Genomic DNA, 15,427 nt, shown 5'->3' with positions numbered 1-15,427 from the left:
GTTTTACATACCTAGCCATACCAAGCAGACATACTGAACATACTGTACATTATTTTCAGTATAGTCCAGCGTATCATTGACTAGAGTCATGCTCCACACCGCTGACGCGACCAGAGCTGGGATCTGGCTCGGTTGGGCTAATGGGATGAAAGTGGTGCTCTACCCAGCCCTCCGGCGGCCCCTCAAACCGCTCCGGCACCGGCTGCTTCACCTGTAATCCCCGCAGCATCGCGTTGAGATAAGCACTATCCCAGGTAAAGAGGCGGCTTTCGCGGATTTTGTGCCACACCGAACGCGACATCAGCAACGTCCGCTCTACATCCTGGGCTCCCAGCTTGAGCAAGAACTCCTCCCGTTCCGGCTGGTAATCGGTGGAGGCCAAGGCCAGAGATTGCGGCGGATGAGCCTGAGTAAGCTGGGCCATCTTGGCCATGAGTTCGGGGTAAAGCCAAGTGTAGGCAGGGTGAACCGTAAGCTTGGCCACATGAGGTTGCTGCCCGGTGCGATCCAACTTCAAGTTGAAGTAGCCGATGGCGGTTTTGCGTTCGGGCTCGTAAACACACACTTCCACCCGCTCCGTCTGGCTAATGGCGCATTTGGCCTGCTCCAAAAGCCAATCCAGTGGGTTGGTGCGAAAATCGTTCACCTCGCGGTCGTACACCTGGCGCACAGTGGCCGGCATGGATCCCGTATCCAGTTGGTAGATGGCATAGGCATCCCGGTTGGTCACCGGCACCAGGTTGGGCAATTTGGGCTCGTGCTGGCTGAGAGCTGCCAGAATATCGGCTGGAATCGACCAGTAGGTGATCTGAGCCAAGGGTTGGAAGCCGTTGCGCCGGTAGAGCGCCATTGCCCCCTTGTTGTGGATGTTCACCTCCAGGATCCAGGTGCGAGCTTCCCGAAAGTGCTCCATGCAGTGCTTGAGCAGCCGGGATCCCACCCCCTGTCGCTGGGCAGAGGGCGCCACTGCGATATGATCGACCCGCCAGGTGCTGCGGGAATGGTTGAAGGGAGAAACCTGAATCACCCCCTGAATCTTGCCCTTCAGCTCCGCCACATGCACCGTAAACATGTGCTGGAAGCGATTGGGAAACAGGGTCAGGGTTTTCAGGGGCCCATACCACTGGCGCAACCGCCGCACTTGGCGACGAATATCCACCGAGCGGCTGCTGTACTCTTCATCAAAGGCTTGCGCCAAAATCTCTTCCACAGCCTCCAGATCCCCCAGTTGGGCGGGGCGAATGATCAGGTCAGGGGCACCAATGGGGGCTTCGGCATCCGGGTCGGGTCTTGCTGTGGTGTTGTCCATGCCAATCGCAGGCGGGAGAATATTCAAAGCATAGCTCAGGCTCTCTTGCTTTTTCTAACCGGGAGGATCGTTCTGCAACAAAGCTTGAAAGCCTACAGATCGGCTTTCCCGTTATCGAGAAAGGCTTGGCCGCCAAGAAGGGCGTGAACTCAGCCTCCCGGTAGCTGCCCAACAGTGACGAATGGGAGAGCCGGCCCTCTACCCTGCTGGGGTCAATGCCGGGTCGCTCACGCCCCAGTGTCCAGCAAGGTCAAGTTGCTGAAGGTGAAGCGCTTCTCCACAAGGCCGGTTTCCGTCTCCGTCTGGATACGCCGCTCCGAGAGGATGTAATACTTGCCCACTTTTGTGTACAGATCCTCGAATTGGCTGCGCCCGCCTTTTTGCTGGCCCGTTTGGGGATCGTGATAGACGGAATCGTAGCGGTGGGAAAGATAGCCTTCGCCGGTATCGTGGCTGCTGAAGGTGTGGATGGTAACCACCACTCCGTGGATATGCCGATGCACCATGGTAACCTGGTTATCGCGCACGTGGTAGCGATCCCCTTCGGCTTTGCCCCCCACCAGGATCTCCACTGTGCCATCGGGCAGGGTTTGGCCGTAACGGAAGGTGTTGTTCCCATGGGTCTCGTCGAAGCTGCGGCGCACCCGGTGAATGGCAATCTCCCAGAGTTGGTTGTGAATGGCTTTTCGAGCTTCCTCATCTTCTACGCCCGTAACGGTGGCCTTTAGGTCTGCCCCCACTCGCACCTGCCCAACGAATGTGCGCTCCCCATCCCAATAGGTGACCTCGGCGCTGTAGCCCGGGAAAGCGGGATCCCAGGTGTAGCGGTTTTCATAGGCGGCCCGAAACAACTCTTGGGCAGAGACTTGAGTGGCGATCATCGGCTGTCTCCTTCCTGTTTTCCTTGCAAGCACTTCCCCTGAGCATCCATCATACCGCCCCCTGCTGTTGGGCTGCCCCCCAGTTGCCTTCGCTGAGAACCTGCATCTGGTGAACTGGCCTAGCCGCTCCCCTGTCCGCTGCTGCAGGATAAAAGCACAGCCATGGGAACTTCTTCCTCACACCCAACTTGGCTTGCGAGTTTAGCCGCTGCTGTGATCCCCAGAGTATTCTCTGAGAAGGGTTCGCCTATTTTTTGTGGGTGAGGAGGGAGATTGAAAGGTTTTGACAATCGCGTCAGCGGGGCGGATCCCCTAGAGCCTGGCCTGACGCCGCCCCAGACCGGCATGGCAACCGCGCCAGAGATGATGGGGCCAGTGCTGAAAATCATTGGCAAGCAGACCCTGAGTGGCCACATCCCTATTGGCGGGGCAAAAAACTCTGCCTTGGCGCTGATGGCCGGGGCCATCTTGGCTCCTGAGGCCTGTCGAATTCACAACGTGCCGCGTCTGCTGGACATTGAACGCATGGGACAGATCCTGGCCACGCTGGGAGTTAAGGTTTCCCATGTTGGCAATACCCTCGACCTGGATGCCAGCTCCCTGAAAACCTCTCAAGCTCCCTATGAATTGGTCAGCCAGTTGCGGGCCAGCTTTTTCATCATAGGGCCTCTGTTGGCGCGGCTGGGGGTGGCCAGAGTTCCCCTGCCCGGTGGCTGTGCGATCGGGTCTCGTCCCGTGGATCTGCATGTGCGGGGTCTACAAGCCTTGGGGGCGACGGTCCAAATCGAGCATGGGGTGGTTCATGCCTATGCCCGTAAATTGTTGGGAACCCGAATTTACCTGGACTATCCCAGCGTCGGTGCCACCGAGACCTTGATGATGGCCGCTACGCTGGCGGATGGAGAAACGGTGATCGAGAACGCCGCCCAAGAGCCGGAGGTGGCGGATCTGGCCCGCTTTTGTCAAGCCATGGGGGCCCGCATTCGCGGTGTCGGCACCAATACGGTTGTGGTGGTAGGGGTGCCCCGCTTGCATGGAACAGAGTACACGGTCATTCCCGACCGCATCGAGGCCAGCACCTATCTCATTGCCGGGGCCATTACCCGCTCTCACCTCACGGTTGGCCCTGTCATTCCCGATCATCTGCGGGCGGTGATCGCCAAGTTGCAAGCGATGGGGCTGCGGGTGGAAGAGGAAGGCCCAAACCGGCTGCGCATTGCCCCGGCTCAACTGAGCTCAGGCTGGCTGTGTCAGGCAACCGATATTCAAACGCTGCCCTATCCCGGTTTCCCCACCGATGTGCAGGCGCCGATCATGGCTTTGGCCGCCTTGAGCGAGGGCAGTTGCACCATTGAGGAGACAGTGTTTGAAAACCGCATGCACCACATTCCCGAGCTGAATCGCATGGGAGCCGATATTCGCCTGAAGAACCGAGTGGCCCTGATCCGAGGGGTGCCGTCCCTTTCCGGCGCTCCGGTGGTGGCTACCGACCTGCGGGCGGGTGCGGCCCTGGTGTTGGCCGGTCTGGCGGCTGAAGGCTGCTCCACAATCCACGGATTGCACTACATCGACCGGGGCTATGAAGCCATTGACGAAAAGCTGCGCAGTGTCGGGGCCAAGGTGTACCGCAGTGAAAGCCCGACAGCGCAATTGGGGAAATGAGCTGTTTCACTGCTGTCTGAAATTTGAAGATTTGAGGAAAGAACTGCTCCTCTCCCTGCTTATCGTCTGGCCCCGATGCTCGGCGACCGCTTGCTGGGTGAGCTTTCCAGCCGTTTCGCAAGTATCGAGTTGTCTGGTGACTCAACGCAGTCAGGTTGAGTATCGTAGGTCAGAGGTGGTGGGGAGGTAAAGCATGGGGATCCTGACAAGCAACCAACGACGCTGGACAAGATGGGCTGCCGGTGTGCTGGCAGCAGGAGCGGCTCTGGGTGGAGCTGTCTGGGGCTTCTACACCTCATCCTGGGCAGAAACCGTAGAAGTGGCCTCTGCACCAGAAGACAGGGATCCGACGCAACTGCCTCAAACTTCCACAGTGGCCTTTCTGCAAGCCTATGCAGCGCTACAGGCCGGCCAAGCGCAATCTGCCTTGAAGGATTTGCAGGGGCTGGAAGAGAGCCTGCCGGTTCTGAGGGAAGAGATTTGGAAGCTCAGGGCCCAAGCCTATGAACAGTTGCAGGACAAGGAAACAGCCCAAGGGATCTGGTGGCCCCAGATTTTGCAGGAATATCCCCACAGCCCTGTCGCTGCCTATGCCCTCTGGGGGATGGGCCAGGTGGATCGGCTGCGGCAGCAATTTCCCACCCACCCGCTGACTGGACGTGCCCTCAAGCATTTGCTAGAGCTGAACCCCGACCGCTATGACCTGCTGCGGGATTTGGCCCAACATCACCCGCAAACCCCTGGGCTAACGCCGTTGCTGGATCGCTGGCGGCAGGCTCAGGAGGGATCCCTCACGGCTTCCGACTGGCAGATCCTCGCCGATGCCTACTGGGAGCAACGGGAGTACGGCAAAGCTGCCCGGGCCTATGGGCGTGCCCCCGCCACCTCTCAGAACCTCTACCGCTGGGGCCGCAGCCACCAGATCTCACGGGAGTTTCCCCAGGCCAAAGCGGCTTACCAAGCGCTGCTGGCACAGTTTCCCGATGGGCCAGAGGCTTCTCTCACCCGCCGCCGTTTGGCGGAACTGAGCGACCTGCCGACGGCGATCGACTTGCTTCGACAGGTGGGATCCGGCTCAGATAAAGAAGCTCCAGAGGCGTTGCTTAGCCTCAGCCAGCTTTACGATCGCAACGCCAGCCCCCAATCGGCCCAGGCTACTCGGCAAGCCCTTTGGGATCGCTTTCCAGCCAGCGAAGCTGCAGCCAATGCCGCCTGGACAGTGGCCTGGAGCCAAGCACAAGCAGGCAATCTCAGCCAAGCCATCGCCCTGGCCCAACAGATCGGATCTGCTCAGCGGGATACAGAAATGGGGGCACAACTGCTCTACTGGGCGGGCAAATGGCGGGAACAGCAGGGGGATGTGGCTGCAGCTCGGCAGACCTATCGGCAGGTGCTGCGTCAGTTTCCCCACACCTACTACGGCTGGCGGTCGGCAGTGCAACTGGGCTGGCCGGTGGGGGATTTCTACAGCGGGCGCAAAAGAGTGGAGGTGGATTTTCAGCCGGTGCGCCAACCGTTGCCGGGGGTCTCTGCAGTTACGCAAACCCTGCATCTGATGGGAGCCAGCCAACTGGCCTGGGAACGCTGGCAGGGCGAAACTCCGGTGCAGCGGGATCCCGGCCAGATGAGCGTTGCCGAGCGCTTTGTTACGGGCATTTTGCGCAACAGCGCCGGAGATCACCTGCGGGGCATTAACCAGGTGGCTGCTTTGCGCTTCAGCGAAGAGCCGGATCCCCTGCTGGAGACGTTGAGGCAGCGCCAAGATTTCTGGCAGGCCATCTATCCGCTGCACTACTATGCGGGCCCCGACAATTCCTGGAGCGGGGATCCCTACGCCCAACCCGGCTTGGCCCACTGGTCACGGCAATTTAACCTCAATCCTTTGATGGTGGCGGCTTTGATCCGGCAGGAATCCCGCTTTGAGCCAGAGATCGTCTCGGCCTCGGGGGCTTTGGGCTTGATGCAGGTGATGCCCGCTACTGGCCGCTGGATTGCCCAGCAGATCGGCCTGGCCCAGTACAGCCTCACCAACCCCGCCGACAATCTCTACCTGGGATCCTGGTACTTCGACTACACCCACCGCACCTATCAAGACAACACCTTGCTGGCCCTGGCCAGCTACAATGGTGGCCCCGGCAACGTGGCCAGATGGCTGAACCGCTTTGGCTTCGAGGATCCGGACGTGTTTGTGGAGCAGATCCCCTTCCCCGAAACCCGGGGCTATGTGAAGTCCGTGTTTGGCAACTACTGGAACTACTGGCAGCTCTACACCCAGGAGGGGCGCACTCTGGTCAGCCAGCGACTGCATAACCCCTCGTCTTCTTCATGACTTCCGGTTTTGTCGCGGAAGTGCTGCCGTAGAGGGAGCGGGCTTTTCCCCCGACAGAGCACAGTATTCTGTGAGAGTTACAGTGATTCCAAGGTTTACTTAACAGTGCCGTTCGCGCCGGCAGGACAGAGTTTTGGAGTTCTATGGTCTCTGGGTCTGAACAACAGGAGAGCGTTCGCGTTAGCAGCGCGGAGCACCATCAGGGGGCGGCAGAAAAGCAGACTGCCCGACAGGAATTGGCCGTGGATTTTATTCGCCATGGCATAGCCGAGGAACCCCGGCCAGAAGTCGAGGATGCCTTTCGGGCCCTTACAGACGAAGGTCGCAAGCGTTGCCGCAAGGTTGCCCGCCAGCTCAAGAACATGGGCTGGAGGTGGGATCTCCTGCTCACCAGTCCCTTGGTGAGGGCTCGGCAGACGGCTGAGATCTTTTTGGACGAGAACCTGGCCGAAGCTGTGGAGGTGTTTGAGCCGCTGGCTCCGGGGGGCAGTTTTGCTGACCTGGTGCGCTGGCAAGCAGAGCGGGAACCTCTGGCGTCTTTGGCTCTGGTCGGTCACCAGCCGGATCTGAGCCTGTGGGTGCAAACGTCCATTGGGCTGAACCCGGCCCATGCCGACGCGATCACCCTCAAAAAAGCGGGCCTAGCCCAAGTGCGCTTTGCCGAAGGCCGGATTGACTACCGCCAGGGATCCCTGACTTTGTTGCTCTCCCCCAAGGTGGTGCTGCGCTGAGAAGAAGCTGGCTCATCATGATAAACGCCCAACGAGTCGGCCAGAGGTTGTGCCCCTAGGTTCAGCGCTGAGAGGAGGTCAGCCGCTCTCCCAGCAATTGCACACAATAGGCCGCCAGCCCCAACCCCACCATGGCAAACATGAAGGCAATCAGGGAAACGGAACCGACCAGCAGGTAGCGCACCAGAATGCTGATTCCGCGGGCCAACGATCCAATCTCCACCTCAATTGGCGGCAACTTGGCCAACATCGAGAGCAGCAGTTGAAAGAACCCGTAGCCCAAACTGACGGCGATGGCGGCCCCCAAGAGGGCACTGAAAGGATGGGGGGATCCCTGTGGAGAAGAAGACATGGGGCAGCACCGGAAAACTCACCTTTATTCTAGGCTGCAGGTAGAATATGGAAGTTTCTTTCCGGCAAGCCTAGGGGTTATGGAGAGCGGATCGGGAGTGGGATCCCACTACGAAGTTTTGGGCGTTTCCGTGGCGGCGACGGCGGAGGAGATCAAGTCTGCCTACCGTCGTTTGGTCAAGTACCACCATCCCGACAGCCTGCTGGCCAAAAAAGATCGGGCCACCTCTGAGCGCATCCGCCAGATCAACGCTGCCTACGCGGTGCTCAAGGATCCCCAATCTCGCCGCGAATACGATCGGCAACTGCACTCCAGCCGCACCTCACCCTGCCCTCAGCCGACGGGATCCCCCCGTGAAACCGTCAGCCACGAAGCCATCGCCCGCGCAGCCTGGATCCAACAGGTCTACACCCCCCTAAACCGAGTGTTGGGGCCCTTGTTGTCTTCCCTAGAGCCTCAGTTGCATGCTTTGGCGGCGGATCCCTTTGATCCCGACCTGTTGGAGTCCTTCGCCACCTATTTGGAAGAGTGTAGCCAGAAACTGGCCCAAGCTCAGCAGATCTTTGGCCGCCTTCCCAATCCCAGCAGCCTGGGGGGAGTGGCTTCTCGCCTCTACTACGCCCTCAACCACCTAGAGGACGCTCTAGAGGAGCTGCAGTATTTCCCCCTGAACTTCGACGACCGCCATCTGCACACCGGACAAGAGCTGTTTCGCCGGGCAGGGGGGCTGCGCTTGGAAGCTATGGAAGCTTACGCCAAGAGTTCACCCTAAGCCAGAGCGGGATCCCCCTCTGGGCAGAGAGGGGCGAGGATCATAGGGGATGGGGATGTACTGCACGGAAGGGCGGCCCATGGTGGCCTGTGGGTACAAGTCCATCAGGGCATAGATTTGGGGTGGCAACTCGGTAGAAATGGGCAGGCCCAACCTTTGGGCTTCTTCGGCGGTGATCGGGTAGTCGTGGGTAACTTGTCCACTGGTTAGGTACTGGATGAGGGGCTCGATGCGTTCGGGGGCAATTTTGCGCTTGGGCACATCGTCCTTCAGGAGATCCCGCACGAAGTTCTGTACCTGTTGCATCGCTTTGCGGGCCAGATCTGCCAGGATCAAGGTTTGGTCATCGATTTCGGCAATGGGTTTATCCGCCACCACCTGCAGAATACTGGCGGCAGCATACCCCCCCAACTGCGGATCCACCGGCCCCAGGACTGCATTGGCATCCATGACGATTTCGTCGGCGGCCAGGGCCAGCATCGTCCCCCCCGACATGGCGTAGTGGGGCACAAACACTGTCACTTTGGCCGGATGGCGGATCAGGGCGCGGGCAATTTGCTCCGTAGCCAGCACCAGGCCACCGGGGGTATGCAAAATCAAATCAATCGGGGTATTGGGTGGAGTGAGGCGAATTGCCCGCAATACCTGCTCGGAGTCCTCGATGCTGATGTAGCGGGAAACCGGGATCCCCAAAAAACTAATCGACTCCTGGCGGTGAATGAGCAGAATCACCCGGCTGCCCCGCTTTTGCTCCAACTCCCGAATGGCCATCAAGCGCCGGAACTCTTGGGCACGACGGTTCAGCAGAGGTTGCAAAGAGCTGAAGATCAGGAAAATCCAGAACAGGCTGCCCCAGTCCACTTTCGCACCTCAAGTGGGATCCCTTTGCTTCCAGGATAGGGGATAGCAAACCTTTGGTGATCTCTGGGCCTCACGAGTTGGGTTCAGACGCCGCAAAAAGGCGATCCAAAGCCTGCAGCAAATCCAGTACGGAAGCTTGGTCAATCCAAGATCGAATATAAGCCTGCTGCTCCGCCAAGTTTTCAATGCGGCCCAACTTTTGCATGGCCAAGTAGCGGGTTTCTGCCTCGGCGCGATTGGTTTGCAAGTCCAGCCGCTGCTCCGGGGTCAGCGGATACTCCGTTTGGGCCAGCAGGTAATCCGCCACCATCATGAACAGCAGAGGCCCCGCCAATTCCACCTGGGGCTCGGCTTCTGGCTCAGAATCAGCAACAGCGAGATCTTGGAGATCTTGAAAAAGATCCTGACCCAGTTGCAGCAGCTCCTCTGCTGAAGCCGCCCGCAGCACCGTCTCGGCAGCAGCCTGCAGCGGCTCTGGGGAAACCCTGTGGTGGATGGCCAATTCCGCCAGGGCCTGTTCCCATTGATCCCGTTGGGCTTGCACCACAGCCCGCTCTTCTGGAGAAAAGTCCAACCGCTCCAGCAACACCTGCAGAGCCACAGCCCCCACCAACAGGGGGGGGAAGCGCAGCACTGTAGAGGCGGATCCCGCCTGCTCCAAAAAGGCTTCCAAATCCGGGCCAGATCCCCTGTCCAGCAAGTCCTGCAAGTAGGCCAGCACCTCTTGGGGCGAGGTCAACCTGAGGATCCCTCGCACCTGTGCCCGCAAGTCTGCGGGGATCCCAAGGAGCTGCACCTGGACTTCGGCCCGCGCCTGCGCTTCTGCAATCAACTCCGGCAAATCTGCCGTTGCCCGACCGGCCTGCAACAAAACCTGGCTAGAGTCCTGCAACAGGCTGGCCGCTTCCACAAACAGCAGCACCTGCGGGACTTGCAGCGTTGGCCAAACCATGCTAGCCAAGCTGTGGATCCGCAGGGGATCCCTCCGATTCTGGATTGGCTGGCGCAGCGAGGTGAGCTGAAGTGGGCTTGTGCCAGTGCAGACCGATCAGAGCATCGTACAAAAAGCCCCAAAACTCTCCCTTCTCCCAGATCCCCAGCGTTTGCTGGCAGTTGCGCGCGTCCAGCTCAGGTTTGGCTGCCCAGTAGGCTGCTTGGTATTTGTACCAGGGAACAGAAGGCCAGAGATGGTGGATCAGGTGATAGTTTTGCCCCAGCAGCAGAACGTTGGTCAGCCATCCGGGATAGACGCGGGCATTGTACCACCGCTCTTGGGATTGAAAAGGGCGATGGGGCAGGTAGTCAAAAAACAAGCCCAGCAAGAACCCCATGATAAAGGCAGGGGGTAGCCAATAGTTCATGATGTAGTCGGTGTAGCCGAAGTAGCTGGCCAGACCAAAGGTCAGGATAACCACCAGCCGACTCAAGCCCCACTCCAGCAGATCCCAGCGACCTTTCCGCCAGAGCTGCCGCTTAAAGAAAAACACCTCATGGTAGAAAAACCGCGGCGCGATCAGCCACAGCGGCCCTCCCGTTGAGACATAGTGATCTGGATCGTCTTCAGGATGGTTGACGTGGGCGTGGTGCTGCATGTGTACCCGCTTGAAGACGGGATAGACAAAACCCTGCAACAGGGCAGAGCCGTGTCCGAGTGCCTCGTTCAGAAAGCGGTTGCGGTGGGCCGAGCCATGGGAAGCATCGTGAATCACCGTGCCCAGAACATAGAGGGCCACAAAATTGAGCCAGAACACCATCCATTTGGGCCAGTGCCAAAAGGCGTACCCGCCAAAGCAAGAGGCCGAAAGCACCACCGCAGCCAAAAACATCAGCAAGGTGGGATTCCAAAATTCTGAGGGTGGCCCCAACAGCTCACGAGGCAATGCGAAAGGTTTTTGGGCTGGTTCAGCAGTAGCAGCAACAGTCATCGGCAGCCATCCTTAGGTGCGCACAGTGCAGACAGAGAGGATGGGTCGAGGCAGCGCGTCCCAGTCATCACACCGAAAAGAGATCGAAGAGATAAGTTTGTTAACTTTCGTTAGTATACGGCAGAGACCTGCCCAGCTTCTCAGCCCAAGCCTTATTTTCCTCACAACCCCAGCCATGGGGGCACCTTCCTCTCCTGGCCAAGGATTCCTGAAGGATCCCGGCAACGGCAAACTGCCCCTGAAGCCAGAGAAAAGCCGTAGTGTGAGGTTTTGTTGCAATTCATGTGCAGATTGCGAGGGGATCCCAGCAGGAGCGGTAATCTAAGGGTCGGTTAACCTGAGCTGAGGATGGAAACCATGATGCCTGTTGTTGCGCTGTTGGCTCTGACCGCTCAAACCAGCCCCTGGTCCCCCCTGAACGCCGTGATCATTCTGCTCTGCACAGGGCTGGCTTACTTGAGCTTCAAATCCTCCTCTGGAGTGGCCTCAGAGACTGGGCCGGTACTGGGAATGACCTGGCCAGAAGTCATCGGGGTTGCCAGCTTTGGCCATTTGTTGGGAGTGGGGGTCGTTTTGGGCCTCTCCAACATTGGCGTTCTTTAGGCTGACGCGAACGGAAGAGGGAACGCCTGGGGAAATAAGCACCGCTGTCGTGGAGGGACAACCCAACACAGTAAGTGCTGTCGCAGAACCAGGAACCAGAATCCCTTGCCTGTAGGCAGGGGGGTATGTCAAGTTTCTTGAACTTGGCCGGGATCCCTGCTGGATGATGTTAAGCTCTATTTTAATTCTGAAAGAAGCAGTTTCTTCAGCCGCATTTTCCCCTGAGGTTTGTTGCTATGTCAGCGATGGTGCTCCTGGCCAGTTTGCCGGAAGGCTATGAATTGTTTGACCCGCTGATCGACATTTTGCCGATCATCCCTGTTCTGTTTTTCCTGCTGGCTTTTGTCTGGCAAGCGGCAGTGGGCTTTAAGTAAAGCCATTGCTTTTACTGAGGTCGCAAAGGTCTCAAAGGCCTGGGTGGTCTGGAGAAAACTCAAGCAAACCTAAAGGGCTTCCCCCAGCTTATCTCCCAAGTTGGGGGCTCTTTGCTTTGCCCATTTATGGTCATTTCGATTCAAACTAGGACACTGCACCCACGCCTAAAACGTTAAATGCACCGTGCCAGAAGGCCTTTCAAGGACTCCGTCCCGCTAGCGGGAACAGTAGCTCAGGTGTCTTGCCCTGAACTGGAACGACTGTAAACGACTATAAAAACAACAAGCCGTCTCGCCACTGTCCACATGACTCCCAAAGGTGGGCCAGGGATCCGGCGCTAGGGTTCGCGGTCGAGGACACCGGTAATCCAGAGAACCCCTGCCAAGCAGACGAAGTGGGCAAACGTCACGTTGATGTTGGCGGCCAGCAGCAGCACTCCTGTCACCTGGTTGGCCTGGGTGCGGGAAAACATGCGCGCCAACAGCTCGCCCACTTGGGCTTCCATACCAATCAAAGCAAGGAAGGCCCCAATGAGGCTGACATAGGTGACCAACTGCAACTGCTTGGGCAAATCCAATTGGCTTAGGGCATCAGCAGAAGCTGAGCGGCGCTCCGCGTGGAGCAAGTAGCGCCAGTTGAAAAATAGACCGGCTGCCAGGGTGAGCAATGTAAACAAGGTGAACCAGAAGGCGATGACAGCCCCCAGCGAGTCATCTCGATAGACGGTATTTTGGCCGATTAAAAAGCCAAACCACAGCAGCAGCGCCGTCGCCCCCAAGATTGCCTGGAACCAAAACCCAAAGCGACGAGTCATGCGCAAACGAGACTTCATCCGCTCGATAGCCGCCCGTACTGACGGCGACATGGGCTCGTTCATCTTTTTCCCCCGCTCGCCTGGATGAACACCAACGTTCGCTTCCAGCCTATCTTCATTCTCCGGCCCCAGTCACCTTTATCGGACTGGCGGTTGGGGATCCTCGCTTTGCAGGCGGAGAATTTCGGCCTCAATGCGCTGTTGCAAAGCTTTGCCCTCTTCGGAGCGGATCAAGAGTGTAATGCGGTTGTAGTCAGGCACAGTCATACCGTGGCGAGTGATGATCTCGGTCGCGGTGCGGATGAATTCTCGCCGGATTTGATCTTTGCTGGCTGGGTCGTTTGTGGCTTGGGAGCGCTTTTGGGCCTCTTGCCGGTGGGGCTCCATCTCCAAGACGATACGGGCGTACATTGTTACCTGCTCATCGCTCAACACCACAGAGGTGGTGGGGGTTTGAGCCACGGCCAGAGAGACAGTGAGCACAGGGATCCAAGTGCAAACCCAGATCAGGCCCACCAGCCCTTTTTGGACCACGCTTTGGATTGGAAATGCCGTCCACCGTCTCCGACTTGCTTTGCCTGACACCGCTGATGTCTCCCCACCCGCCAACTGTTGCTCAGGTTGCCTAGGGTTTTTGTGAGCTTTCGGCCCCACGCCGGTTCAACACTCTGATGAACCCCGCGGGCTTCGATCCTATCTGCTTCTCTCTGTGTAAGCCCAGGGCGTCGTCCACGCTGACAACTGAGCTTGCTTTTCCATTTGACCGAAAACTGGTCTTTAGGTTCCAGTTCCAGTCCCTTTCCAGCCTATCTGACACCCAGAAGGGAGTGGCCTCTGGGATAATGGGGATGAATTGTTGGTTATTGCCCCTATGAACTTGGAACGTCGCCCGGTTTTCCCGTTTACGGCCATCGTTGGCCAAGAGGAGATGAAATTAGCCTTGCTCCTCAACGTGATCGACCCGCGCATTGGCGGGGTGCTGATCATGGGGGATCGCGGCACGGGCAAGTCCACCACCATTCGCGCTTTGGCCGACCTGCTGCCCCGGATCGAGGTGGTGAAAGGGGATCCCTTCAACAGCCACCCACGGCAGCGGGACTTGATGAGCGATCAAGTGTGGGAACGGCTCCAAGCAGGGGAAACGCTGGAAAGCACTTGGATCCAGGTGCCGATGGTGGATCTGCCCTTGGGGGCAACGGAAGACCGGGTGTGTGGCACTCTCGACATTGAGCGGGCCTTAGCTCAGGGGGTGAAGGCTTTTGAGCCGGGGCTGTTGGCCAAGGCCAATCGAGGCATCCTTTACGTGGATGAAGTCAACTTGCTGGATGACCACTTGGTGGATGTGTTGCTGGACGCGGCGGCCTCAGGCTGGAACACCGTGGAACGGGAAGGCATTTCCATTCGTCATCCGGCTCGGTTTGTGCTGGTGGGATCCGGCAACCCGGAAGAGGGGGAATTGCGGCCTCAACTGCTGGATCGCTTTGGCATGTTCGTCCAGATCGAAACGGTGCGAGATGCTGCCCTGCGGGTGCGGATCGTGGAGGAGCGCAGCCAGTTCGACGCCGATCCCCAGGCTTTTTTGGCCAAGTATGCCGATTCCCAGCAGCGCCTGCGGGAACGCATCGAAAAAGCCCAACATCTTTTGCCCAACGTGGCAGTGGATCCCGACTTGCGCTTGAAGATCTCTGGGGTATGCGCGGCTTTGGAGGTGGATGGACTGCGCGGAGACATTGTAACCAACCGGGCTGCCAAAGCCCTGGCAGCTCTAGAGGGGCGCAGTGAGGTCACCGTCGCCGATATCCGTCGGGTGATCAGCCTGTGTTTGCGCCACCGCCTGCGCAAGGATCCTCTGGAGACCATCGACTCGGGCTACAAGGTGGAAAAAGCCTTCAGCGAAGTGTTCCAGGTGAGCTTGGAGAGCGCCGCCTAGCCCAAGCACTCCGCGCTGCTAGCCCTCACCCCCGGCCCCTCTCCCGGCGAAGGGAAGTTGGGAGCGGCGAACCTCAGCCAAATAGGGCCGCTAACTTGTCGGCAATGGCGGCAATCCAGGCTTGCTCCTGCCGGCTGAAGCTGCGTGGGGTATCGCTCCCCAAAATCAAGCACCCTCGCTGGCCGATGGGCTGGCACAGCACGGCCTGGGATCCGGGGGGCAACAGGCCATCGAACTCGGCGCGGGCCGGGAACAGCTTGAGATCCACCAAATACACGGGCCGCCCCGTCTGCAAGACCCGCTGTAAAACGCTCTTGGGCTGAATCGAGGGCATCTGGCCGGGGGTGGCTAGGATCCCCCGTTGCAGGAGGGTTCGCCCACCCACCCAGATCACCACGGTGCGGGCGGCGGTGGTGCTGAGCAGGGTATGGGAGGCCCAAGCCAGCTCCAGTTTCTCGCTTTCGGAAAGATCGGGATGCCAATCACAGCCGGGGATCCCCTGCAGGGGGGCCGTTTGGGGTGGAAGAGGCTGGATCTGCTGCCACAGCAGGCCGGTCAGGATCAAAACGGCGCTGAGGAGGATCCCCAAGGCATCTGAGCGGGACTGGCTGGTGAGCAATTCCGGCGTAAAGGCCAGTCGATTGATGACCAAGAGGGCGCTGCCCAAAAGGCCGGTCACCAGAGGCAGCCGCCTCACCCAGCGATTGGGATCCCTGGGGGCTGGAGTGGGTTCAACCGTCAAGGCAGGCTAGGCATAACCTAGAGGAAGTAACGGGAGAGAAGGGAGAAGCTGATACATTTACGCTGAACACTGCTGAACATCACTGTTCAACTATGCAGCGATAGCATTCTGTTTGTTTCCATTCGCGTTAGCGGGACGGAG

Annotated in this window: 16 protein-coding genes; 7 read left to right on the top strand and 9 right to left on the bottom strand. The window is 58.8% G+C overall.

Annotated features, from left to right (window positions below):
• Positions 1-73: 73 nt before the first annotated feature.
• Both ACVWXE_RS13135 and ACVWXE_RS13130 read right to left on the bottom strand, forming a co-directional pair.
• Positions 74-1,309 (bottom strand): GNAT family N-acetyltransferase, encoded by a 1,236-nt coding sequence (locus ACVWXE_RS13135; RefSeq protein ID WP_457490517.1) that lies wholly within the window; start codon positions 1,307-1,309, stop codon positions 74-76.
• A gap of 227 nt (positions 1,310-1,536) precedes the next feature.
• Complete coding sequence (locus tag ACVWXE_RS13130) at positions 1,537-2,190, bottom strand: DUF3386 domain-containing protein (RefSeq protein WP_457490516.1); 654 nt, start codon at positions 2,188-2,190, stop codon at positions 1,537-1,539.
• 345 nt (positions 2,191-2,535) lie between these two features.
• On the opposite strand from ACVWXE_RS13130, the gene murA reads away from it, so the two are divergent.
• The 3 genes from murA to sixA all read left to right on the top strand — a co-directional run bounded on the left by murA (position 2,536) and on the right by sixA (position 6,912).
• Positions 2,536-3,852: a UDP-N-acetylglucosamine 1-carboxyvinyltransferase gene (gene murA, locus ACVWXE_RS13125; protein WP_414331363.1), complete on the top strand. Its 1,317-nt coding sequence runs from the start codon at positions 2,536-2,538 to the stop codon at positions 3,850-3,852.
• 193 nt (positions 3,853-4,045) lie between these two features.
• Complete coding sequence (locus tag ACVWXE_RS13120) at positions 4,046-6,181, top strand: lytic transglycosylase domain-containing protein (RefSeq protein WP_457490515.1); 2,136 nt, start codon at positions 4,046-4,048, stop codon at positions 6,179-6,181.
• A 143-nt stretch (positions 6,182-6,324) separates the two neighbouring features.
• Entirely contained in the window at positions 6,325-6,912 is a 588-nt protein-coding gene (gene sixA, locus ACVWXE_RS13115; RefSeq protein ID WP_457490514.1) for a phosphohistidine phosphatase SixA, read from the top strand.
• Positions 6,913-6,973: 61 nt separating this feature from the next.
• Here the strand turns inward: sixA and ACVWXE_RS13110 are convergent, their stop codons facing one another.
• Positions 6,974-7,264: a DUF3082 domain-containing protein gene (locus ACVWXE_RS13110; RefSeq protein WP_414408575.1), complete on the bottom strand. Its 291-nt coding sequence runs from the start codon at positions 7,262-7,264 to the stop codon at positions 6,974-6,976.
• 79 nt (positions 7,265-7,343) lie between these two features.
• Here ACVWXE_RS13110 and ACVWXE_RS13105 point away from each other — a divergent pair, with 79 nt between their 5' ends.
• Complete coding sequence (locus ACVWXE_RS13105; RefSeq protein WP_457490513.1) at positions 7,344-8,036, top strand: J domain-containing protein; 693 nt, start codon at positions 7,344-7,346, stop codon at positions 8,034-8,036.
• Here ACVWXE_RS13105 and ACVWXE_RS13100 read toward each other — a convergent pair.
• The 3 genes from ACVWXE_RS13100 to ACVWXE_RS13090 all read right to left on the bottom strand — a co-directional run bounded on the left by ACVWXE_RS13100 (position 8,028) and on the right by ACVWXE_RS13090 (position 10,822).
• Positions 8,028-8,897, bottom strand: coding sequence for an SDH family Clp fold serine proteinase (locus ACVWXE_RS13100; RefSeq protein ID WP_414350282.1), 870 nt, complete (start codon positions 8,895-8,897; stop codon positions 8,028-8,030). The two genes, ACVWXE_RS13105 and ACVWXE_RS13100, sit on opposite strands and share 9 nt — an antisense overlap.
• A 70-nt stretch (positions 8,898-8,967) precedes the next feature.
• The gene (locus ACVWXE_RS13095) at positions 8,968-9,849 is read right to left on the bottom strand and encodes a hypothetical protein (protein ID WP_457490519.1); all 882 of its coding nucleotides are present in this window, start codon (positions 9,847-9,849) and stop codon (positions 8,968-8,970) included.
• 1 nt (position 9,850) lies between these two features.
• Positions 9,851-10,822 (bottom strand): fatty acid desaturase, encoded by a 972-nt coding sequence (locus ACVWXE_RS13090; protein ID WP_457490512.1) that lies wholly within the window; start codon positions 10,820-10,822, stop codon positions 9,851-9,853.
• A gap of 357 nt (positions 10,823-11,179) precedes the next feature.
• Here ACVWXE_RS13090 and psaK point away from each other — a divergent pair, with 357 nt between their 5' ends.
• Positions 11,180-11,425: a photosystem I reaction center subunit PsaK gene (psaK, locus tag ACVWXE_RS13085; RefSeq protein ID WP_011431775.1), complete on the top strand. Its 246-nt coding sequence runs from the start codon at positions 11,180-11,182 to the stop codon at positions 11,423-11,425.
• Between the two features lie 236 nt (positions 11,426-11,661).
• Positions 11,662-11,799: a photosystem II reaction center protein K gene (locus ACVWXE_RS13080; RefSeq protein WP_414332566.1), complete on the top strand. Its 138-nt coding sequence runs from the start codon at positions 11,662-11,664 to the stop codon at positions 11,797-11,799.
• Positions 11,800-12,137: 338 nt separating this feature from the next.
• Here ACVWXE_RS13080 and ACVWXE_RS13075 read toward each other — a convergent pair whose 3' ends face one another.
• Complete coding sequence (locus tag ACVWXE_RS13075) at positions 12,138-12,677, bottom strand: DUF3611 family protein (protein ID WP_414332564.1); 540 nt, start codon at positions 12,675-12,677, stop codon at positions 12,138-12,140.
• A gap of 75 nt (positions 12,678-12,752) precedes the next feature.
• Positions 12,753-13,097: a DUF4168 domain-containing protein gene (locus ACVWXE_RS13070; protein WP_414331953.1), complete on the bottom strand. Its 345-nt coding sequence runs from the start codon at positions 13,095-13,097 to the stop codon at positions 12,753-12,755.
• A gap of 388 nt (positions 13,098-13,485) precedes the next feature.
• Here ACVWXE_RS13070 and bchI point away from each other — a divergent pair, with 388 nt between their 5' ends.
• Positions 13,486-14,544 carry a magnesium chelatase ATPase subunit I gene (gene bchI / locus ACVWXE_RS13065; RefSeq protein ID WP_457490518.1) on the top strand — a complete coding sequence of 353 codons (1,059 nt, stop codon included), beginning with the start codon at positions 13,486-13,488 and terminating at the stop codon, positions 14,542-14,544.
• A 73-nt stretch (positions 14,545-14,617) separates the two neighbouring features.
• Here the strand turns inward: bchI and ACVWXE_RS13060 are convergent, their stop codons facing one another.
• Entirely contained in the window at positions 14,618-15,286 is a 669-nt protein-coding gene (locus ACVWXE_RS13060; protein ID WP_457490511.1) for a cofactor assembly of complex C subunit B, read from the bottom strand.
• Positions 15,287-15,427: the final 141 nt, after the last annotated feature.

This window comes from Thermostichus sp. MS-CIW-41, from assembly GCF_054058915.1.
This window is presented reverse-complemented; position numbering and strand designations above follow the sequence as displayed.